Genomic DNA, 20220 nt, shown 5'->3' on the forward strand with positions numbered 1-20220 from the left:
CCCGCCCACCGGCTCCTGCGGGGAACCCGCCAGCAGCCGTACGCGGCCCCAGGCACCGAGGGCGTACTGGAGCTCCGGCACCAGCCGGCTGACGTGCTCGACGGTCGCGCCGAAAGCGATGGCGAGCAGCCACACGGCGGTCAGCCGGGCACCGTCGACCCGACCGCTGGCCAGCGCCCACGCTCCGACGAGCACCACCGCGGCGATCCCGACGTTGGTGACACCGACCGCGGTGGTGGTGACCCGGGCCGACATCCGCCACACCGGCATCCCTCGGGCGAGCACGGCCGCCGCCCGGGTGGCCCAGAGCCGCAGCACGTACGGCTGGGCGAGGCTGGTCCGCACGTCGTCCTGGCCGTGGACGGCCTCCTCCGTGACCGCGGCGAGGTCGGACCAGGCCGCCTCCTCGGCCATCCGGGCTGGAACGATGCGCGCGGTGGGCCGGCGCAGGCCGACGGCGAGGACACCGGCGAGCAGCAGCATGGTCAGCCCGGCCGGCCACCAGACACCCAGTGCGACAACCGCGGAGAGCAGGCCCGCAGTCAGCATCTGGGCGATGCGGATACCCTGCGATCGAACCCCGGCGGCCACGTCATAGACGTCACCGTCGATCCGGTCCAGCAGCTCGCCGACCGGGGTCGCCTCCAAGGTGGGCAGGTCCTGCCCGAAGGCGACCCGGCAGAGCCGGCGCCGGACGGCGGCGGACCAGTCGGCGGTCACCCCGGCCAGCACCAGGTTGACCACGAGAGCGCTGGTCACGGCGGCGACCAGCGCCACCGCGAGCAGGGCGAAGGCACCGACGGATCGGTGTACCAGGACCGGCCCGGCCAACGCGGCGGCTGCGGCCTGACCGCCGGCGCCGAGCAGGACCAGGATGCCCACGATCGTCATGCGGCGAGGCGCGGTGGCCCACAGGTCACGGAGCAGACGCACGGGAAACCCTAACGAGACGAGCGGCGCTGGAACGCCCAGCCTCGCCCGGCGGGGACCCGCAGCTCAACGCATTTTGGCCAGCACGATCTGAGCGCTTATGGAATGCAATGGGCTTCTCAGGTCAAAATTCACTTATGTCCGATTGATGCCTGATTGCGGTATGGTCGGGGGCACGGTGGTGGCGGAATCCCGGCCGCCGTCAGGGCGTTACACCATGCGTACGACCGAGCCGGCGTTCCGCCGATGGCGGATGCCAGCCGTGCGTGAGCCCCGGAATGTTGGCGGCCCGCCGGTCGTTACATCTGGACCCGGCGCCGTGCGTGTCCCCCCGACCGCGGTAGCCGAGGATCCTCTCTCCCCTGTTTTGTTGAGCGCCGGACGGTGCTTGCACCCGCCCCTTTTGCCGCCTGAAGGCCCCCCTTTTCCTTCGGGCGTGCGTGTGTGGGTGTCGACCCCCGAATGGAGCAACCCTCATGATGAACACGATTCTGCGTCGTAGCGTCCTTGGTATCGCTGGTCTGGCCCTGTCCACCGGTGTCGTCGCCGGCCCCCTGGCCACCCTCACCGACACCACCCCGGCCGCCGCTGCCGTTCAGGTCGCGAAGCCGGACATGGACACACTGATCCCGCACGGCACCCAGGGCATGTCACGCATCGACCTGGGCGACGAGCAGGTCGCCAACGTGAAGGCCATCATCGAGGCCACCAAGAAGGCCGGCATGGACGAGCGCGCCGCCGTGGTCGCGATCGGCACCAGCCTGCAGGAGTCGAAGCTGGAGAACCTGGGACACCTGGGCGCGCGTAACGACCACGACTCGCAGGGCCTGTTCCAGCAGCGCCCCTCCTCCGGCTGGGGCAGCGTGGAGCAGATCACCGACCCCGCCTACTCCACCACCGCCTTCCTCAACGGCCTCAAGCAGGTCGAGGGCTGGCAGGACATGCCGTTGACCGAGGCCGCGCAGAAGGTGCAGGTGTCGGCGTTCCCGTTCCACTACGCCCAGTGGGAGACCCAGGCCGCTGACCTGGTGGCCGAGCACTGGACCAGCTGACCCCACCCGCACCACCCACAAACAAACCCCCGCAGACCTGACCCACACAAAGGGGGAAAGAAACTGTTGGCCGGCACCCGAACCGGGTGCCGGCCAACAGTCGTCTCCGGATGTCCTGGAGTCTAACTACTGCCCTCTGCGCCCATCGATGCACTCGCGGAGAAGGTCGGCATGGCCAAGGTGGCGGGCGTACTCCTCGACCAGGCGGACCAGGACTTCCCGTAGCTCCACATCCGAGGAGCACGTCCCGCTCGCCGTGGACGGTGCCCTGGTCCCGCGGGTCCTGCGCGGGCGGGACGAACATGTTCTGCCAGCCGAAGCCCTTGCCCTCCCACTGATCTGTCATGAATGGAGTCTGCTCGACCGACCAGGGGCCGGGTAACAGCGCCCGTCGGGCCGTCCGGAATGGCCAGCCCCGGGATGCCGCGCGCTCGCTTTCGGCTCGACGTGATCGCGGGCCCCACCTGGGTCACCGTCCGGAGACCGCGCGCTCGATGAGGGTCGCGGCGCCGGGCCCGGAGAGCTCGTCGGGCGCAACCGGCCGACCGGAGACCGCGAGCAGGAGAGCGAGAGTCGTGCCCCGCACCTCAGGGCCAACTCCGCTGTCGACGGCAGCGTCCGAGCTGACCAGTCGCAGCCCACTCGCGCGCTCCTTGCCACCGCCCAGCTGCGCCGTCGTCCGTAGTTGGAAGGTGAGTGCCGCCGCCACTTGCTCGACCGGGTACTCACCGCTGAGCCCAACTGCCCGTCGGATGTCCTCGCCGTGGACGAACGCCTCGACGAGACGGGTGACGATCGCGGCTGGTGGGGTGCTCGTGCGGGTCACGACCGCGCGGAGGGCGGCGAGGGTGTCCAACGGGTCCGTGCGCCGTTCGCGGGCGAGACCCACCGCGTTCTGGCGGTCGAAGTCGAAACGGGCGGTGATCATGTCTCGAACGAAGCGGACCCGCGTCGTCTTCGCGGTGTCGACCAGGTGGGCCACGACGTCGTGGACGTCCCACCCGGGGCAGGCAGTCGGGGTAGCCCACTGCTCGGGCCCCAGGGTCTCCAGGCTACGCACGAGGGCCGCGCGCTCGTGGTGAACGACAGTCCACACCGCGGCATGCCGGCTGTTCATGCCGCCATCCAAGCAGCAGGGACTGACACTGCGGGGTGGGCGCGCGGTTCTGGCGGCCGGCGAAGCTGAGGCGTGCGCGCCGGCCACCCCGGCCGTGGGGATGGCCGGCGGGGTGTCAGCGCCCCACGGTCACCTGCTCGCCGACGGCAACGACCTGATCCGGGGTCATGAAACGCGGCGCCTGCAGGTTGAACGCCGAGCCGTCGGCCAGTGGGACCTGGAGAAACCAGATCTCGTCGGCCCGGACGAGGTGGGCCGCCCGGTCGTTGACCTCGACCCTACCCACCTCCTGGGCTCCCACAACGGTGCCCAGGAGGTCCGACGAGGCCTCCCCGACCACCTGCACTGACATCGTGGCGTCCGAGTTCTCGTCCTTCAGGGTGAGGATCGTGTCTCCCTTGAAGGCGAACACGTCCCAGCCCGCCGGCGCGAGGTGGACCTGCAACGGCACCTCCTGTGGCCGCTCGACAACCGTGTCCGCGAGGGCCAGGACGGCTACCCCGGTGCCGAACCGGCCCTGGCCGGTGACCCGCACCCACTGGCCCGGCTCCCGCTCCCAGCTCACGGACACATATTTGGACCCGTTCTGCGGACGATTTTCCGACAACTCGCCGGGTTGGCCGTGCACGGTCACCGGTCTGGTGCTCCCGAGCGACTCGGGTCGCCGGTCATAGACGCTCAGGTAGACATCGCTCTCCCCAGCCGTATCCTGGTGCACCGCGAGGAAGCGGCTGTCGTGGAGGCTGAACGACGGGGCTTTCAGCCCGGCCGGCATCGGATCGAGGGCGAGCGGGAAGACCGGCATCTGGAACGCGACGAGGGTGACGGCGGCCGGCGTTCGGTCCGGCGACTGCTCGGCGGAGTTCACACCGCCGACCACCACCGAAACAACGAAGAGCGCACTGGCCGCTATGACAGTCATGGCCAGTACCCGGGCCCGCTGAATGCCGTGCTGGCGGTGCAGTCCCGCCCGCCGCTGCCGGGGTTCGGTCGCCGCTCCGGCGATCTCGGTCAGCAGCCGGTGGCGGGCAGAGTTCAGCACGCTCTCGGTGGCAGGCGCCGAATCGGGACCGTGTTGCTGGAGCAGAGTGATCTCGTTCATGCGCGTTCCTCGCTGGTGATAGTGACGCTGAGGGCCGCACGAGTCACCCGTCGCGCCCGGTTCAGGCGGGAGCGAACGGTGCCGACGGGGATGTCCAGCACCGCCGCGATCTCGTTGTACGACAGCTCCGCCCACGCGGACAGGAGCAGGACGTCCCGGTCGCCCCGCTTGAGTGCGGCCAGCGCGGCGGCCAGGTCCCGGCGCAGTGCCTGGGCCTCCAGCCGCCCGAGCGCATCGTCGGTGGCGTACGCCTCGCCACTGGGATCCGCTGGGACCCGGGCCAGGGCCCGGTACCGCCGCTTCTCCTGACGCGCGTGTCGGCGCAGCACGTTGGTGGCGATGCCGAACAGCCAGGGGCGTACGTCGACGTGCAGCTTCCGGTACGTCGCTCGTCGGCGGAACGCGATCAGGAACGTCTCGGCCAACAGGTCGTCGGCGTCCGACCCGATCCGTCGGGCCAGATACCGGTGTACGGCGCTGGCGTGCCGGTCGAACAGCGGCCCGAACCGCTCCGCCACCAGCAGGGACTGCTTGATCAGCACCTCGTCGGGGGGCTGGTCGATCGGGGAGCCGTCCGGCACCTCGTCGGGGGCATGGTCGGCCGGGGGGCCGTCGGCGGGCGACGATCTGCCAGCCGCAGGGCTCCCCGGTTCACGTTGACGGGCTTGCAACCCTGGTTTGGTGGTCACACTTCCTCATGCCCGGTCGCCGTCCTGGGGTTCACGCCGTCCGCGTCTCACTCGCCGCCGTTGGTGGCGTGCCTCAGGGTCGCCGACGGACACGCCGGGGTGAGGCTCTCATCAGGTACTGGACCAAAACTTGCGTCTCAAGCCGCTCGAGGTTGCAAGGTGAGCCTCATGGACATGAACAAGCTGTACCCAATCGGCAATGTCGCCCGGCGGACCGGCCTGAGCATCAGCGCCGTCCGGTACTACGCGGACGTCGGTGTCGTCACGCCCTCCGCCAGCAACCCGGCCGGCCACCGCCTGTACGACGTGTCGGCCATCGCTCGGCTGGAACTGGTCCGGACGCTACGGGAGCTCGGTGCCGGCCTGGACGAAATCCGGCGGGTGCTGGCCGGTGAGGCGACGTTGCGCGAGTTGGCCGCCACCCACCTGGCCCTGTTGGAGCGACAGGAGGCGGGGCTGCGCAGGCGGCGCGCGGTGCTGTCGACGATCCTCAGACAGGACTCCACGGCCGAGCAGGTACTGCTGATGCACAAGCTGGTTGGATTGTCGGACGAGGAGCGCCACCAGTTGATCGACGAGTTCTGGACCGAGGTCTGCACCGGTTGGGAGCCGCCGGAGCGAATGACTGAGTGGTGGCGGGCGGCGCGGCCGGAACTGCCCGACTATCCCGCCACGGCCCAGTTGGAGGCGTGGATCGAGTTGGCTGAGCTGGTCCAGGACAACGAGGCGCGGCAGGCCGTACGCCGTCAGCTGTACGAGGCATGCACCACCGGGGCCGGGCCGCTGATGACCTCGTCGCCGATGCTGGACAGCCTGGAAGCGGCCACGCCGATCAGTCAGGCCGCGATGGACGCGTCGCGGGAGCAGGTGCCACCGGACTCGCCGCGGGGGCGGGAGATCGCCGACCAATGGATCGGGTGGTTGTCCGGCGTCTTCGCAACGCCGGACAGCCCCGAGTCACCGGATACTCCCGAGTTCCGGATCCAGGCGGCTGACCACATGCTGGCGGGCGCGGAGTGGGACCGCACGCCTCCGCAGCCGGAGGGACCGTATGACCGATACATGGCATTGGTCGAGACCGTGAACAACGCGCCGCAGGAGCAGTTCCCGTGGGAGTGGCTAGCCGCGGCACTGCGCGCATCCGCCCTGCCGCACTGACGCTGCACGGCCCGGGGTCGTGCCGGTATTCAGCCGGAGTTGCCGGCGAGGCTGATCCAGTGGCTGGCTGCGTGCTACTCGCTCAGAACAAGACGGTGGCCAGGGTGCCCACCGGGCGGAAGCCGCAGCGCTCATAGACCCGCCGGGCGGCTTGGTTGAAGTCGTTGACGTAGAGGCTCACCGTGGGCGCGAAGCGGTGCAGCGCGTCGCGGACGACGGCGGCCATCGCCGCAGCAGCGATCCCCCGACCCCGCCACTCGGGGGCCACCCAGACCCCCTGTACCTGGGCGGTGCGCCGGGTCACCACCGCCAGCTCGGCCTTGAAGACGACCTCGCCGTCGACGAAGCGGACGTAGGCCCGACCGGACCGAACCAGGTCCTGGACCCGACGGTAGTAGCCGCGCCCGGCGTCCTCGGACAGCGGCGAGACACCGACCTCCTCGGTGTACATGGCCACGGCGGCCGGGAAGAGCCGGTCCACCTCGCCGCGGCGGACGTGGCGCACCTGTGGGTCCGGGGCCACCGCGGGCACGGTGTCGGTGGCGAGCAACGGCTGGTTGGGGCGGACGTCGCGGGCCGGGCCCCAGGTCGAGGCGAGCCGCTCCCAGAGGCCGAGCACCGCGTCCGCCCGGCCGACGATCGACGAGCAGAGCCGCTCCTGCCCGGCGAGTAGGTCGGCGTAGGCGGCGATGGCCGGCTCGGTCGCGAGCACCGGGGTGAGGTTGCCGCCCAGCCAGCAGACGGATTCCAGACTTCGACGGGGGCCGTAGCCGAGGACGCGTCCCTCGGACCGCCACCAGCCGAGCCCGCGCGCGGCGACCCGCTCGGCGACCTGTGCGCCCGCGTACGGGTCGAGGTCGAGCAGTTGCTCGACTGCGCGACGCTCCGAATCCCCGAGTTGCCGTACCGGCGTCGTCAGCACGGTTCTCAGCCTGCCAGATCGGCGGAGTCGGTGTTGGCCGACCGGCCCACCCGGTGCTCGACTGCTGGAACTCCGACTCAGTCGTCGAATGACTAGTCGTCGACACATTGCCGATATATCGTCGATGCATTGAGGAAGTGCGATGAGGAGGTCCGATGGGGTTTCACCGACGGATGCACGCACCGCCCGAGCTCCGAATGCGGGGCTTCGGCTTCCCGCCCTACCCGCCCGGCGGGCCGCACGGCCATCGCGGACCCTGGCGTGGCGGCCGTGGTCGCCGGCCGAACGTCCGCAACGCCGTGCTGGCCCTGCTGACCGAGCGACCGATGCACGGCTACGAGATGATTCAGGAGATCGACTCCCGCACCGGCGGGGCGTGGCGACCGAGCCCCGGTTCGGTCTACCCGACCCTCCAACTCCTCGAAGACGAAGGGGTCATCGTCTCCATCGCGGAAGGCGGCGGTCGCAAACGGTTCACCCTCACCCCGCAGGGCGAGCCGGAGGCCGCCGAGTCAGCCCGCACGCCGCCCTGGGCCGAGGTCGCCGACACCACGGTGGCCAACTGGCACCAGGTCCGGGAGGCCGGCACGCAGGTGATGTACGCCCTCCGGCAGGTCCTGACGACCGGCACCGACGACCAGCGGGAACGGGCCGCCCAGGTGCTCGGCGAGACCCGCCGCAAGCTGTACGCGATCCTCGCCGAGTCGGAGTAGACGCACCAGCCTGGCCGGTAGTCACCTCGATGAGCATGGACCAAGACCGATCGCTGGTCCCGGCGATCCGGGTCCGGCGCGACAGAGCCACGCCGGACCCGAAGGGGTGTCAGCCGCTCGGCTGCTGGATCTTGGTGAGGGTCAGGACATCTCCACGCAACCCCCAGCCGCCATCGACCACCTCGTCAACGAGGACCATGGTGTTGTCCCGTACGGCATCTCCAAACACATCGACGTAGAGGTCGGTGACCTTGGCAACCAGGGTCTCCTTCTGTTTGGCTGAAAGCGTGCCGGCGGGGACCTTCAGATTGGCGAACGGCGCTTCCTACTCCTAGGGTTCTCGTTACCCGGTCAGCGGCTGCTTCCGGGGGTCAACAGGTCAGCCAGGCCGATGCGGCCAAGGAACTCGGCCCGGATCCGGTCGGCCACCGTCGAAACGATGTCGCTGCCATCACGGCTCGGATCGATGTGGGTGCGGAAGGGCCGGGTGCCGGCGGGCCGGTCGACGATGCCGGTGATCGCCCGAGCCACTTCGGCGACATCGGTGTCCGGCGGCATCAGTGCGCTGAGCCTGGGGGCGAGATCGGCGATGTCGTTGCCGTACCTCTGGTCGTAGGCGGCGCTACGGGCAGCGTCGGCCGGACCGCCGGCATGAGCAAAGTGGTTGGTGCCGCCGGGGAACGCGCCGGGGACGACGATCGCCGTCTCGACACCGAACCGAATGATCTCGGCCGCGTAGCTGACCGCCAGGGCGTCCATCGCCGCTTTCGCGGCGAAGTAGGGGCCGACGAACGGCGGTGTCCCGCCGCGGGTGCTCGACGAGCCGACCCACACCAGCAGGCCCGAGCCCTGCTCGCGGAGGTGCGGAAGGGCCGCCCGATTCACCCGCTGGGCGCCCAGCACGTTCACGTCGTACAGGTCGGCCAGTTGCTCCGGTGTGAATGCCTCGGCCGGACCGACAACCATGTGACCGGCGTTGTGCACCACCACGTCGAGCCCGCCCGCGGCGGTGACAACACGGCCGACCGCGGTGTCGACCGACTCCGGCGAGGTCACGTCGAGCTCCACCGCCCGTAGCCGCACACCGCGGTCGGCTGCGTACTGGTGGAGTTGTGCCACGGCCTCGACGTTACGGCTGGCCGTCGCACGGACTCCCGCATAGACGGTGTGCCCGGCGTCGGCGAGGGCACGCACGGTGAGTGCACCGATACCGCTGGAAGCTCCGGTGACCAGGATGATCCTGTTTTCCATTGTCACTGCTCCTAGACGATGCCGCCGTTGGCCCGAATGACCTGGCCGTTGATCCAGTGACCGGGCCCGGCCAGGAAGGCGACGACCTCGGCCGCGTCCGCCGGAGTGCCGAGGCGCTCCAGCGGTGGCTGGGCCTCCAGGCGGGCGATCGCGGCCTCGTCCTTGCCCTGAAGAAACAGTTCGGTCGCAGTCGGACCGGGCGCGACCGCGTTGACGGTGATGTTCCGACCGCGCAGTTCCCGAGCCAGGATCAGCGTCAACGCCTCCACGGCACCCTTACTCGCGCTGTAGGCCCCGTACTCGGGGAAGGCCAGCCCGACGATGGAACTGGAAAAGGTGATCACCGCACCACCGTCGCGAACCCGCCGGGCGGCCTGCTGCGCCACCACGAACGTGCCACGGATGTTCGTCCGGTGCATGTCGTCGAGCTCGGCCAGATCAAGATCGGCAATCGGGGACAGGCGCATCCGCGCTGCCGCGTGCACGACCACGTCGACTCCGCCGAACCTGTTCTCGGCCGTATCGAATACGGCGTCCACCGCCTGCTCGTCAGCCACGTCCACGCCGACGGCGACCGCGGCTCCACCGCTCGCGGTAATCTCCTCGACGACCGTATCCGCGGCGTCCCGGTTTGCCGTGTAGCCAACGACGACGGCGAACCCGTCCTCGGCCAGCCGCACGGCGGCCCGGCTTCCGATACCGCCCGAACCTCCGGTCACGAGGGCCACGCGGGCACCGACCGCCTCACCCGTGCTGGTTGCCATGTCCGTTCCTCTTTCTCTCAGCCCACGAGCCGGGGCCGAGGGTCGGGGAGACCGGTCAGCGCCGGCCCGACGCGTACGTCCTCTACCGTGCTCTAGCACGCGAAACGGAACCAGGTGCCCGTTACCCGGGGGTTGCCGTCCCCTGGCTAACCCCCGGGTGCAGGGTCAGACTGAACAGGTGAACACTGCTGAACTGGGCGTCTTCCTGCGGACCCGGCGGGCGCGGATCACCCCTGCCGAGGTGGGTTTGCCGGCCGGGCCCCGTCGGCGGGTGCCCGGACTGCGCCGCGACGAGGTCGCCCACCTCGCTGGTGCGTCAGTGGACTACTACGTCGAGCTCGAACGCGGTCGCGGCGCGCAGCCGTCGCCCCAGATGCTTGCCGCGCTGGCGCGGGCGTTGCGGCTGGACGCCGACGAACGCGACTACCTGTTCCACCTCGCGGGCCGACCGGCTCCAGCCACCGGTGGCGGGACCGAACACGTGCCACCGGCGCTGCTCGCGCTGCTGGACCGGCTGGACACCACACCGGCGCAGATCATCACCGACCTGCACGAGACCGTCGTGCAGAATCCGCTCGCGGTGGCGCTCCTGGGACGCCAGCCCGCCGCCACCGGCCCGGCCGCCAGCCTCGTCTACCGCTGGTTCACCGATCCACGTAGCCGGTCCATCTACCCGCCCGAGGACCATCCGCATCATTCCAAAGTCCTCGTCGCGGATCTGCGGGCCGCGGTCGCCCGCCGCCATCACGACCAGCGGGCCACCGACATGGTCACCCGCCTCCGGCGAAGCAGCCCCGACTTCGCCGCCCTCTGGGACACCGGCGACGTGGCCGTCCGCCGGGGTGAACGCAAACGTATCGTCCATCCCACCCTGGGTGTGATCGACGTGAACTGCCAGAACCTACTCAGCGAGGATGGTCGGCAACGCCTGTTGTTCTTCACCGCGCCGGCCGGCAGTCCCGCCGTCGAGCAGCTGCGACTGCTCGCCGTCATCGGTGTCCAGGACCTCGTCGGGGGTGTTCCCGACCTCGTCGGGCACCCGCCCGCGCCCGCCGACACCTGAGAGCCCTCCGCCCCGAAGGGCCGATCAGTGCACGGTCACGGTGGCACCGCCGGCCAGGCTCCGCAGCTCCTCGGGGAGCTCGGCGCCCATCTCCTCGGCGAGGCGGAGCGCCTCCTCGATGAGGGTCTCCACGATCTGACCCTCCGGGACGGTCTTGATGACCTGGCCCTTGACGAAGATCTGGCCCTTGCCGTTGCCGGATGCCACCCCCAGGTCTGCCTCCCGGGCCTCACCGGGGCCGTTGACGACGCAGCCCATCACGGCGACCCGCAGCGGCACCGGCAGCCCCTCCAGGCCGGCGGTGACCTCCTCGGCGAGCTTGTACACGTCGACCTGGGCCCGGCCGCAGGACGGGCAGGAAACGATCTCCAGACCGCGCTCGCGCAGGCCGAGTGACTCCAGGATCGCGGCGCCGACCTTGATCTCCTCCACCGGTGGGGCGGAGAGCGACACCCGGATCGTGTCCCCGATCCCCTCGGCGAGCAGCGCGCCGAAAGCCACCGCCGACTTGATCGTGCCCTGGAACGCCGGCCCGGCCTCGGTGACTCCGAGGTGCAGCGGGTAGTCGCACGCCTCGGCGAGCTGTCGGTAGGCCCGGACCATCACCACCGGGTCGTTGTGCTTCACCGAGATCTTGATGTCCCGGAAGCCGTGCTCCTCGAAGAGCGAGCACTCCCACAGCGCCGACTCGACCAGCGCCTCCGCGGTCGCCTTGCCGTGCTTGGCCAGCAGCCGCTTGTCCAGCGAGCCGGCGTTCACGCCGATCCGAATCGGTACGCCCGCGTCGCCGGCGGCCTTCGCGATCTCCTTGACCTTGTCGTCGAACTGCCGGATGTTGCCCGGGTTCACCCGCACCGCCGCGCAGCCCGCCTCGATCGCGGCGAAGACGTACCGGGGTTGGAAGTGGATGTCGGCGATCACCGGGAGCTGCGACTTGCGGGCGATCGCCGGCAGCGCCTCGACGTCGTCCTGGCTGGGTACGGCGACCCGGACGATCTGGCAGCCGGCGGCGGTCAGCTCGGCGATCTGCTGGAGCGTGGCGTTCACGTCGGCGGTGAGCGTGGTGGTCATCGACTGCACCGACACCGGTGCGCCCCCACCGACCGGCACCGAACCGACCATGATCTTGCGGCTCGTGCGACGGGGCGCGAGCGGCGGCGGCGGTACAGCGGGGATACCGAGACTGACAGCGGTCACTTCAGGCACTCACCTTGTGAAGAGCGTGATCGGGTTGACGACGTCCGCGGTGACGGTCAGCAGCATGAACGCGCCGCCGATCAGGATCACCGCGTACGTCACGGGCATCAGCTTGAGATAGTCGACCCGGCCGGGGTCGGGGCGGCGCAGCCCGACGTAGACCCAGGAGCGGGCCCGCTCGAACCAGGCGATGGCGATGTGGCCGCCGTCCAGGGGCAGCAGCGGCAGCAGGTTGAACACGCCGATGAAGAAGTTCAGCGAGACGAAGAGCATGAAGAAGAGCAGCCAGGCGTCGTTCTCCACCGCCTCGCCGCCGATCCGGCTCGCGCCGACCACGCTGATCGGGGTGTCCACGTCCCGCTCGCCACCGGTGATCGCCGTCCAGAGCGCCGGGACCTTCTGCGGGATCTGCTTCATCGCCTCGTACGTGTTCACCGCCATGGTGCCGGTGAACTCGGCGGTGCCGCCGATGGCGCCGATCGGACCGTACTCGATCCGGCTGGGGGTGCTGGGGATGAGCCCGACGCCGAGCGCGGCGACCGGCCCGACGGTGCCCTCCGGGTCGTCCAGCGGCGGGCGTTGGGTCTGCCCGAGCGTCACGGTGGTGCTGCCCGGCTGGTCGTCTCGCAGATACTCGACCTGCGCCGGCTGACCCGGCTGCTGGGCACGCAGGGCGACGAGCAGGTCACCGTAGTTCGTGACGGGGGTGCCGTTGACCGCGGTGATCTCGTCGCCGTCGCGCAGCTCGCCCTGCGCGGCCGGGCTGGCCGGGTCGGCGTCGGTGCAGGCCCGGGCCTCGTTCTCCGGGACGACGCAGTTGGCGAGTTGGATGACCGCCGGCTCCTGCCGGACCTGCGCCAGGGTGCTCGGGAAGTTCGGGTTGGGCAGACCGGCGGTGATCGCGATGATCCAGAGCGCGATCAGGGCCAGCGCGAAGTGCGTGATCGAGCCGGCGGACATCACGATCGTCCGCTTCCAGACCGGGAACCGCCACATCGCCCGCGGCTGGTCGGCCGGGTCGACGTCGTCGTCCTGCGGGGTCATCCCGACGATCTTGCAGAAGCCGCCGAGCGGGATGCCCTTGAGGCCGTACTCCGTCTCGCCCCGCCTGAACGACCAGAGGGTCGGCCCGAAGCCGACGAAGTAGCGGGTCACCTTCATGCCGAAGGCCTTCGCCGTCAGCAGGTGCCCCGCTTCGTGCAGACTCACCGAGATCAGGATGGCGAGGGCGAAGAGCGTCACCCCGAGCAGGTAGGCCATCAAGCTCCTTCCACTGACTTCTCGATGATTGTCTGCGCGTGCCCGCGCGCCCACGACTCGGCCGCGAGCACGTCCTCGACGGTACCTGGTTCGCCGAAGTCAGGAGCCTCGGCCAGCACCTGCTCCAGGGTGTCGACGATGCCGAGGAAGGGCAGCCGTCCGGCGACGAACGCCGCCACGCACTCCTCGTTGGCCGCGTTGTAGATCGCCGGTCGGCAGCGCCCGGCCTCGCCGGCTGCCTTGGCGAGCGCGACCGCCGGGAACGCCTCGTCATCCAGCGGCGTGAACTCCCAGGTGTGGCTGGTTGTCCAGTCAACGGCGGGGGAGGCGTCGGCGACCCGGTCCGGCCAGCCGAGGCCGAGCGCGATCGGCAGCCGCATGTCCGGCGGGCTGGCCTGGGCGATGGTGGAGCCGTCCACGAACTCGACCATCGAGTGGATCACCGAGGTCGGGTGGACCAGCACGGTGATGTCGGCGTATGGCACGTCGAAGAGCTCGTGCGCCTCGATCACCTCCAGCGCCTTGTTGACCATCGTGGCGGAGTTGATCGTGACGACCGGCCCCATGTTCCAGGTCGGGTGGGCGAGCGCCTGCTCCGGGGTGACCTGGGTCAACTCGTCGCGCCGCCGCCCCCGGAACGGGCCGCCGCTGGCGGTGACCAGCAACCGGCGTACCTCGGGGCGGGACCCGGAGCGCAGACACTGGGCGAGCGCGGTGTGCTCGGAGTCGACCGGGACGATCTGCCCCGGCCGGGTCATCGCGGCCCGTACCAGGGGGCCGCCGGCGACCAGCGACTCCTTGTTGGCCAGGGCGAGGGTCCGCCCGGCGCGCAGCGCGGCCAGGGTCGGCGCGAGCCCGAGCGAGCCGACCACCCCGTTGAGCACCACGTCGCCACGCCACTGGGCCAGCTCCGTCATCGCGTCCGGCCCGGCGATGATCTTCGGCAGCTTGACCTCGCCCCGGTCCCAGCCGCGGCGGCTCGCCTCCGCGTAGAAGGCGAGCTGGAGATCCTGCGCGGCGGACGCGCGCGCCACGCCGACCGCCTCCACACCGAGCTCCAGGGCCTGCGCGGCGAGCAACCCGACGTTACCGCCGCCGGCGCCGAGCGCCACCACCCGGAACCGGTCCGGGTTACGGCGCACGATGTCGATGGCCTGGGTGCCGATCGAACCGGTGGAGCCGAGCAGCACGACGTCGCGGGGAGAAGTCACCCCGCCATTGTTCCCCAGCCGGTGAAGCGCCCGCCGGGAGCCTCAGCCGATCCGCCGAAAGCCGGTGCCGGCACCCCGCCGACACCGGCCAACCGCAGCTCAGAGCTGGTGGTCGCGCTCACCAGCCGGGACGGCGGCGACGAACCGGGCCCAGGCCGCCGAGCCGAAGCTCAGCGCCGGACCCGGCCGGTCCTTGCTGTCCCGTACGCCGACAACGCCGTCTCGTACGCCGATAGCGCTACTCCGTGCGCCGGCCGGGGCGGCGAACGCCGCCACCTCGACGCAGTCACCCTCGCCACCGGACCGGGACGACTTACGCCACACACCGTCACGCCTCATCGGTCATCTCCCTCGCAATCGCCGCGATCAACTCACGGGACTCGGCGACACCCCGCGTTCGCTCGCTGAGCGAACGCCAGGCGTCCTCGTAGATCTGGATCTCGTGGGGCTTGTCAAGGTAGACCGCCCCGCACGGCCCGTCCGTGTAGATGGTGGTCGGCTCCGGCTCCCGCACGTCGGTCGGAAACTCCAGCATGGTGAAGGTGCCCACCTGCGCCCAGCGGAACACCCCGGCGCTCAGCGGCAGCACCCGGAGGCCGACGTTGTGCCGCTCCCCGGTGACGAGCAGTGCCTCGAGTTGGCGCACCATCGCCGACCGGTCGCGCAGCGGCCGTCGTAGCACCGCCTCGTTCAGGACCACCTCAAGCTGGGGTGCCCGGGGGATCGCCCGCGTCAACAACCGCTGCCGATGCAGGCGGACCTCCACCTTCGCCTGACGCTCCGCCGCGCTGAGCTGCGGATGATCGGTGGCGATCACCTCGGTCATGTACTCCACGGTCTGCAACAGACCAGGAACCAGGTCCACCTCGTACTTTCGGATCCGGGTCGCGGCGGCTTCCAGGCCGACGTACAGCTTGAACCAGTCCTTGATCGCCGAGCCGTAACTGTGCCACCAGCCGTGCGCCTTGGTCTCCCGGGCCAGCGCCCGCATCGTCTCGATCGTCTCCCGGGCCGCCCCGTAGACCCGGCACATGGCCTCCACATCGTTGGGGTGCATGGGGACCTGGCCGGTCTCGTACCGCCAGATCCGGGGCGCCGACCACTCCAGTTCCTTCGCGGCGGCCGACACCGTGACGTACGCGTTTTCTCGAAGCTCTCTCAGATATCTCCCGAGTTGCCTACGCGGAACGGTGCTCCCCGAGTCGTCCACGCCATCTCCTTTACTGTCGTCGCGTTAGGCACCTCATCCCCTGGTCCGCATCCTCCCGCGAGACATTGCATCAAGCCAGGGTTGCAATAAATCTTGTCTGGGAAGGGCCAAATATTGTTCGGTCAACCCGGGGCGGGCGCCACCCTCCACCTCATCCAGGCGCCCGCCCCGGCCTCGACAGCAACCAGCGGGAGCACCCAGGGAGACCATCGGCGATGGTTCGGTCGCGGGCCCGAAGGCAACCCAGTGATGATCTACCCGAGCGAGGACCGGCTGCGCTGCCACCACACCGACGCGCCACCCGCCGGGTCCTCCCCTGCCCACCACACTCAGCAACCAGGAAGATGCGGTTGACCTGGCCATGGCGCTCCGCGACTCCCTCGCCCAAGCAATTTGGCGTGGAGCAATAGAACTCGCTATCGCAACATAATCGACAATGCCCACACATCGCCTACCGAGGCCGCACCCCGCGTTGGTTGCTCCGGACCTGGCGCCACCGGCAGGAATGTCGGTGGCGCCGGGCAATCCTGCGCCATGGAAGGCGCCCCGGAAACAACACCTACCCGAAAGCTGAGTTGTTATTTGTGTCGTACTGGTTAATGCTTACGGCACAGTCAGCTCTCGATTGACCAGCCCGTGTCACCGGAGGTGCCCCACCATGACCCGACGCCTCTTCGTCGTCCTGGCCTTCCTCGCCGCCGCCATCCTCGTCTCGCCCGCAGCACCCGCGGCGGCTCGCGCCTGCAAATTCGGCTACGAGTGCTACACGACCTTCTACTCCAACCCGTCACACACCACCGTGGTGGGCAGCCTCCACGAGGACTGCCAGGGCGAGCCCACGATGGTCGGCACCCGCAGCGGCTTCAAGACGTTCCAGGAGTACCCCTGCCCACGCTGACCCCGCGCGGACGGAGGAGCTGATCTCAGCTCAGTAGAAGACCGTGCGGGCCAAATCGTCGGGGGCCGAGCTCGCCTCGGCGACCAGTTCCCCGGCAGCGGACCAGATGCCCGAGCGGCCGGACGTTCGGGCGAAGCCGCCACCGGTCGGACCGGCGAAAGCCGCCGTGGCGACCCAGATGCCGTGGTCCGAGGCGACCCGACGGGCCCGCTCGCCGTGCAGCTCGGCCTCGTCCTCGGCGTGGACGACTCCGGCCACGTAACCGTCGATCCCGAGCGCGGCCGTCTGCGCGGCATGCTCCGGGACGCCGGTGTCGCGGCAGACGGCGAGCCCCAGCCGCCACCCGTCCACGTCGAGCACGGCCGGCTCGCCGGGGACGAAGTGGAGAGCCTCCCGCCCGTGCAGGTGGACCTTCCGGTAGGCCACCCGCGCGCCCTCCCCGTCCACCGCCAGCACGCCGATACCCGGCCCCGGCACCGGGGCGCCGACGAGTGCGAGCGCCCCGGTGTCGGCACAGGCGTTGACGATGGGGGTCAGCCGTTCATCGGTGGGGGCGACCGGCAGCGCGTCCAGTTCGTAGCCGGTCAGCGACAGCTCGGGAAACACCACCACCCGCGCGTCCGCCGCCCGGACGGCCGCCGCGTGCGCCGCCGCGTTGGCCAGCACGTCGTACGCGATGCATCGCGGCTGTGCCACCGCGATGCGCAACGGCCGCCCCATCACGTCTCCCCCCTTTGCCTCGCCTAGCTCTTGCGGGTGAGCGCGGCGAGTGCGCCCTGGATCGCGGCCTCCACCCCTTCCTTCCCCAGGCCGAGGCCGGTGAGCACACCGTCGCCGTCCTCCTGCTCAAGCAGGGCGAGCAGGATGTGCTCGGTACCGAGGTAATTGTGGCCGAGGCGAAGGCCCTCCCGGAAGGTGAGCTCCAGCACCTTCTTGCCTCGTGCGTCGTACGGGATCAGGTCCGGGACCTGCTCGACGCGCGGCGGCAGGGTCGCCGCGACCGCCTCCCGGAGCCGGTCCAGGGACACCCCGCGCGCCTTGATCAGTTGCGGGGCGAGCGCGTCCGGGTCGACCAGCAGACCCAACGCCAGGTGCGCCGGACCGATCTCGACGTTTCCGGCGGCCCGCGCCTCCTCCTGGGAGGCGACGACGGCGTTGCGGGCCCGGGTGGTGAACCGGCTGAAGCCGCCATCCGACTCCAGCGCCGCGGCCGTCGCCACCTTCGCCGCCGAGCGCTTCTGGGCCGCCTGTTTGCTGACGCCCATGCTGCGGCCGATATCGGTCCACGAGGCGCCCGAGCGTCGGGCCTGGTCAACGAAGTGACCGATCAGATGGTCGGCCACCTCGCCGAGGTGTTCGCCGGCCAGGACCGCGTCGGCGAGTTGGTCCAGTGCGTCGGTGCGCCCCTGCTTGATGTAGTCGATCAGCTCGTCGAGGCGTACCGGGTGGGTCATCATCAATGGTTCAGCCATGCGTCAACCATAGGTTGACGCCTCGCCGCCCGTCAACCTGTGGTTGACGACCCGTGGAGTCAGCCCTTGGGGGCGTCCCACACCACGCTCGGCGGCCCACCCCACCCACCAGCCGCTCATCCGCCTGCTCTGGACAGGGCACCCCGACCGAGTGGCTCCGTCAGCCACCGGGCTGACGGAGCCACCTGAACCGAGGCTCGGGTGGGCAAACGGCAGGACCCGCTCGGATGCCCACAGAGGATGGAGCTACCAGCCACCACCGCTCGAATACGACCGTCGCCCGGTGTCCCGCCGGTCAATCTTCTTCACCGGCGGCGGGACGTAGGTGCCGTCGGCGACACGTCCCTCCGGACCGTAGACACGGAGCATCATACTGAAGCCTCCCCTGGGAATGGGTAGCCAGTTGGCCTTGCTCACCCCGCGCGGAGGGGTTGGTGTCGCATAGATGGTAATAGAACCGTCCCTGTTTCTCTCGAGACCCGGTGTATAACTGGCCACAACCCACTTGTCCTTCGGGTTAGGGACCAGACTTATCGTACCCGACAGATATGAGGTAACCGACCAGAACTGCTCCGCCTGAGGAATTTGATCCCTTTCGAAAGTGATGGTATATCCGCCGGAAGCACCATTAAGCCGTCGACCGTTTTTGTCAAGAAACACGTCGTAGTACGCCGAACGCTCGATGTCGTTGCAGTACTGACAGAATTGGGTTATCGAGGACCGGTCAAGATAGTTGCGTCCCCAGAAGCCGATGTTACGGAAGTTGATCCAGTTATTCCTGTCGGTGTTCGTAAGATAGTTACGGATGATCGCAGAGTGCGCGTCCTGCGTCGCCCGCGCGAACACCCTTCCGAACCCGCCCCTGTTGAACAACCTGTCGAACCTCTCCGACAGGATTCTGTTCTCTCCAGTAAGCGGTGGAGTTCTGATGCTCTTTACCGCTCGCTGCAGCTCGTTCAGAAAACGAATCGGATTAGTCGCGATCAAGGTATCCGCGTCACGCTTGAACGAACGACCATAGAGGAAAACGGGGACGATCAGGGTTTCCCTCAACGAACCCCTCAGGTATGCCGACAGCGGGCCCATGCGCAGCGATCGCCGAAACTCCTCGGCAATCGAGATCTGATTCTCCCCGTCCGAGGAGAACTTGTCAGCCCGAATGAGCAAGCTTGCACTCGTCACAGGAAGTGGCACCCTAGTGACGTTCGGAGGGAGTCCCCCTCTCCAGCCTGGCGCCGTGAAGGCGTACGTGCCGCCAGTATCCGTCGAGATGTTCGTGTTGATGATGTTCCCGTAGACATCCAATACGAGGACACCGTAGGAAGCAGTCGTTTCCGGTATCACCAGAACGGCTGGCTCGCGGCGCACGCCAATGACCGCAGACGTGTACAACGTGTCATCATTGGGCGCCACCACGCCATGCCACACCGTGGACATCCGGTCCGGCCCAAAAAGAATGTTGGGCAACAGGAAACGCTGTTGTTCGTGGGTAAACCATCGAGGATAGAACTTTGTGACATACCGGCGCGTGACGTCATAGATTTCCGCCACCCGCTCATCGACTACCGGATTCTTCGCGGAGACCGACGTCGCCGAAACGGGCGACATTGTGGCACTGAGCAAAACCCCGGACACGGATAAAGAGACAGCGAGAATGTGGAGTGCACGACGCGCCACGCCCGTTCTTTCAACCATAGATCCCCCCGTTTCGCCGATAGTCGGGGTCAGCATCTGAGCACATGAACAGAGCGAGCCGTGATGCTGAGCCCAGACGATTCAGAACATCTCTCATATTCTGGCAGCCCCGGTTGTCTCGGTGGCGCGCATCGCGCTCCGCGTCACCCAAGAGGCGGAGACCGCGAGGTTGGAAGCGCCGGCGCCGGAGGGGGCCTACTAGGCTAGGCGACATACACCGGCTCGATGATCCGATCACGGTCCACACTCGAGCACGGCGCCGCCCTGCGACGTGACATGCAGCTACGTCGGATCACACCAGGCCCCAGCCGACAACGCCCCCACCATCGGCCCCCCGCAGCCACCACCCATCGTGCACGAGCATGCGACTCAGCCAGATGATGAATCATCAGAACGCCACACCTGGTAGTCCGGAGAGCTCGCCAGCAGGTCCAGCTCAGCCCAGGACCTGCTGGCGGGACTCGGCGCCCAACCAGTGATCTGGCAGTAGATTGCCCGTGTAGATGTCTCGTGTAT

Annotated in this window: 21 protein-coding genes and 1 pseudogene; 5 read left to right on the plus strand and 17 right to left on the minus strand. The window is 69.1% G+C overall.

The annotated features are described in order from the left end of the window. On the minus strand, positions 1 to 933 hold a 933-nt coding region (locus SALPAC3_RS0107720), incomplete at its 3' end, for an ABC transporter transmembrane domain-containing protein (RefSeq protein ID WP_026185330.1). 473 nt (positions 934 to 1406) lie between these two features. Between SALPAC3_RS0107720 and SALPAC3_RS0107725 the strand changes: the two genes are divergently transcribed. Then, positions 1407 to 1982 carry a hypothetical protein gene (locus SALPAC3_RS0107725; protein ID WP_018220677.1) on the plus strand — a complete coding sequence of 192 codons (576 nt, stop codon included), beginning with the start codon at positions 1407 to 1409 and terminating at the stop codon, positions 1980 to 1982. A 126-nt stretch (positions 1983 to 2108) separates the two neighbouring features. Here the strand turns inward: SALPAC3_RS0107725 and SALPAC3_RS26810 are convergent. From SALPAC3_RS26810 to SALPAC3_RS0107745, 4 genes and pseudogenes are all read right to left on the minus strand, one after another. Further along, positions 2109 to 2328 (minus strand): annotated as a pseudogene (locus tag SALPAC3_RS26810) (mycothiol transferase). Positions 2329 to 2451: 123 nt separating this feature from the next. Beyond that, positions 2452 to 3099, minus strand: a complete 648-nt coding sequence (locus SALPAC3_RS0107735) for a maleylpyruvate isomerase family mycothiol-dependent enzyme (RefSeq protein WP_018220672.1) — start codon at positions 3097 to 3099, stop codon at positions 2452 to 2454. A gap of 115 nt (positions 3100 to 3214) precedes the next feature. After that, positions 3215 to 4201, minus strand: a complete 987-nt coding sequence (locus tag SALPAC3_RS0107740) for a hypothetical protein (RefSeq protein WP_018220673.1) — start codon at positions 4199 to 4201, stop codon at positions 3215 to 3217. Beyond that, entirely contained in the window at positions 4198 to 4782 is a 585-nt protein-coding gene (locus tag SALPAC3_RS0107745; RefSeq protein WP_018220674.1) for an RNA polymerase sigma factor, read from the minus strand. The genes SALPAC3_RS0107740 and SALPAC3_RS0107745 overlap by 4 nt, the downstream gene beginning before the upstream one ends. Before the next feature lie 276 nt (positions 4783 to 5058). Here SALPAC3_RS0107745 and SALPAC3_RS0107750 point away from each other — a divergent pair, with 276 nt between their 5' ends. Continuing rightward, on the plus strand, positions 5059 to 6048 hold the full coding sequence (locus tag SALPAC3_RS0107750; protein ID WP_018220675.1) for a MerR family transcriptional regulator: 990 nt from the start codon (positions 5059 to 5061) through the stop codon (positions 6046 to 6048). 82 nt (positions 6049 to 6130) lie between these two features. Here the strand turns inward: SALPAC3_RS0107750 and SALPAC3_RS0107755 are convergent, their stop codons facing one another. Next, entirely contained in the window at positions 6131 to 6970 is an 840-nt protein-coding gene (locus tag SALPAC3_RS0107755) for a GNAT family N-acetyltransferase (protein WP_018220678.1), read from the minus strand. 155 nt (positions 6971 to 7125) lie between these two features. Here SALPAC3_RS0107755 and SALPAC3_RS0107760 point away from each other — a divergent pair, with 155 nt between their 5' ends. Further along, complete coding sequence (locus SALPAC3_RS0107760; RefSeq protein WP_018220679.1) at positions 7126 to 7683, plus strand: PadR family transcriptional regulator; 558 nt, start codon at positions 7126 to 7128, stop codon at positions 7681 to 7683. Between the two features lie 109 nt (positions 7684 to 7792). Here the strand turns inward: SALPAC3_RS0107760 and SALPAC3_RS26815 are convergent, their stop codons facing one another. The 3 genes from SALPAC3_RS26815 to SALPAC3_RS0107775 are packed head-to-tail and all read right to left on the minus strand — an operon-like array spanning position 7793 to position 9698. After that, a complete protein-coding gene (locus SALPAC3_RS26815) occupies positions 7793 to 7990 on the minus strand; it encodes a tautomerase family protein (RefSeq protein ID WP_026185332.1) in 198 nt (65 codons plus the stop codon). A 44-nt stretch (positions 7991 to 8034) separates the two neighbouring features. Further along, the gene (locus SALPAC3_RS0107770; RefSeq protein ID WP_018220681.1) at positions 8035 to 8934 is read right to left on the minus strand and encodes an SDR family NAD(P)-dependent oxidoreductase; all 900 of its coding nucleotides are present in this window, start codon (positions 8932 to 8934) and stop codon (positions 8035 to 8037) included. Between the two features lie 11 nt (positions 8935 to 8945). Beyond that, a complete protein-coding gene (locus SALPAC3_RS0107775; RefSeq protein WP_018220682.1) occupies positions 8946 to 9698 on the minus strand; it encodes an SDR family oxidoreductase in 753 nt (250 codons plus the stop codon). 178 nt (positions 9699 to 9876) lie between these two features. Between SALPAC3_RS0107775 and SALPAC3_RS0107780 the strand changes: the two genes are divergently transcribed. Next, a complete protein-coding gene (locus SALPAC3_RS0107780) occupies positions 9877 to 10761 on the plus strand; it encodes an MmyB family transcriptional regulator (RefSeq protein ID WP_026185333.1) in 885 nt (294 codons plus the stop codon). A gap of 24 nt (positions 10762 to 10785) precedes the next feature. Here SALPAC3_RS0107780 and ispG read toward each other — a convergent pair whose 3' ends face one another. The 5 genes from ispG to SALPAC3_RS0107805 all read right to left on the minus strand — a co-directional run bounded on the left by ispG (position 10786) and on the right by SALPAC3_RS0107805 (position 15639). Continuing rightward, a complete protein-coding gene (gene ispG / locus SALPAC3_RS0107785) occupies positions 10786 to 11958 on the minus strand; it encodes a flavodoxin-dependent (E)-4-hydroxy-3-methylbut-2-enyl-diphosphate synthase (protein WP_018220684.1) in 1173 nt (390 codons plus the stop codon). A gap of 9 nt (positions 11959 to 11967) precedes the next feature. Further along, positions 11968 to 13218, minus strand: a complete 1251-nt coding sequence (locus SALPAC3_RS0107790) for a M50 family metallopeptidase (protein ID WP_018220685.1) — start codon at positions 13216 to 13218, stop codon at positions 11968 to 11970. Continuing rightward, positions 13218 to 14429 (minus strand): 1-deoxy-D-xylulose-5-phosphate reductoisomerase, encoded by a 1212-nt coding sequence (gene dxr, locus SALPAC3_RS0107795; RefSeq protein WP_026185334.1) that lies wholly within the window; start codon positions 14427 to 14429, stop codon positions 13218 to 13220. Before dxr ends, SALPAC3_RS0107790 begins: the two co-directional genes overlap by 1 nt. A 99-nt stretch (positions 14430 to 14528) precedes the next feature. After that, positions 14529 to 14753, minus strand: a complete 225-nt coding sequence (locus tag SALPAC3_RS0107800) for a DUF397 domain-containing protein (protein ID WP_018220687.1) — start codon at positions 14751 to 14753, stop codon at positions 14529 to 14531. 4 nt (positions 14754 to 14757) lie between these two features. Further along, a complete protein-coding gene (locus SALPAC3_RS0107805; RefSeq protein WP_026185335.1) occupies positions 14758 to 15639 on the minus strand; it encodes a helix-turn-helix domain-containing protein in 882 nt (293 codons plus the stop codon). Between the two features lie 658 nt (positions 15640 to 16297). Here SALPAC3_RS0107805 and SALPAC3_RS0107810 point away from each other — a divergent pair. Continuing rightward, positions 16298 to 16537: a DUF6289 family protein gene (locus SALPAC3_RS0107810; RefSeq protein WP_018220689.1), complete on the plus strand. Its 240-nt coding sequence runs from the start codon at positions 16298 to 16300 to the stop codon at positions 16535 to 16537. A 30-nt stretch (positions 16538 to 16567) separates the two neighbouring features. On the opposite strand, the gene SALPAC3_RS0107815 is transcribed toward SALPAC3_RS0107810, so the two are convergent. The 3 genes from SALPAC3_RS0107815 to SALPAC3_RS25505 all read right to left on the minus strand — a co-directional run bounded on the left by SALPAC3_RS0107815 (position 16568) and on the right by SALPAC3_RS25505 (position 19740). Continuing rightward, on the minus strand, positions 16568 to 17257 hold the full coding sequence (locus SALPAC3_RS0107815; RefSeq protein WP_018220690.1) for a carbon-nitrogen hydrolase family protein: 690 nt from the start codon (positions 17255 to 17257) through the stop codon (positions 16568 to 16570). Positions 17258 to 17280: 23 nt separating this feature from the next. Continuing rightward, on the minus strand, positions 17281 to 18009 hold the full coding sequence (locus tag SALPAC3_RS0107820; protein WP_018220691.1) for a Clp protease N-terminal domain-containing protein: 729 nt from the start codon (positions 18007 to 18009) through the stop codon (positions 17281 to 17283). 246 nt (positions 18010 to 18255) lie between these two features. Next, complete coding sequence (locus tag SALPAC3_RS25505; protein WP_232430474.1) at positions 18256 to 19740, minus strand: DUF1214 domain-containing protein; 1485 nt, start codon at positions 19738 to 19740, stop codon at positions 18256 to 18258. Positions 19741 to 20220: the final 480 nt, after the last annotated feature.

This window comes from Salinispora pacifica DSM 45544 (assembly GCF_000378845.1).
Lineage (GTDB): Bacteria > Actinomycetota > Actinomycetes > Mycobacteriales > Micromonosporaceae > Micromonospora > Micromonospora pacifica.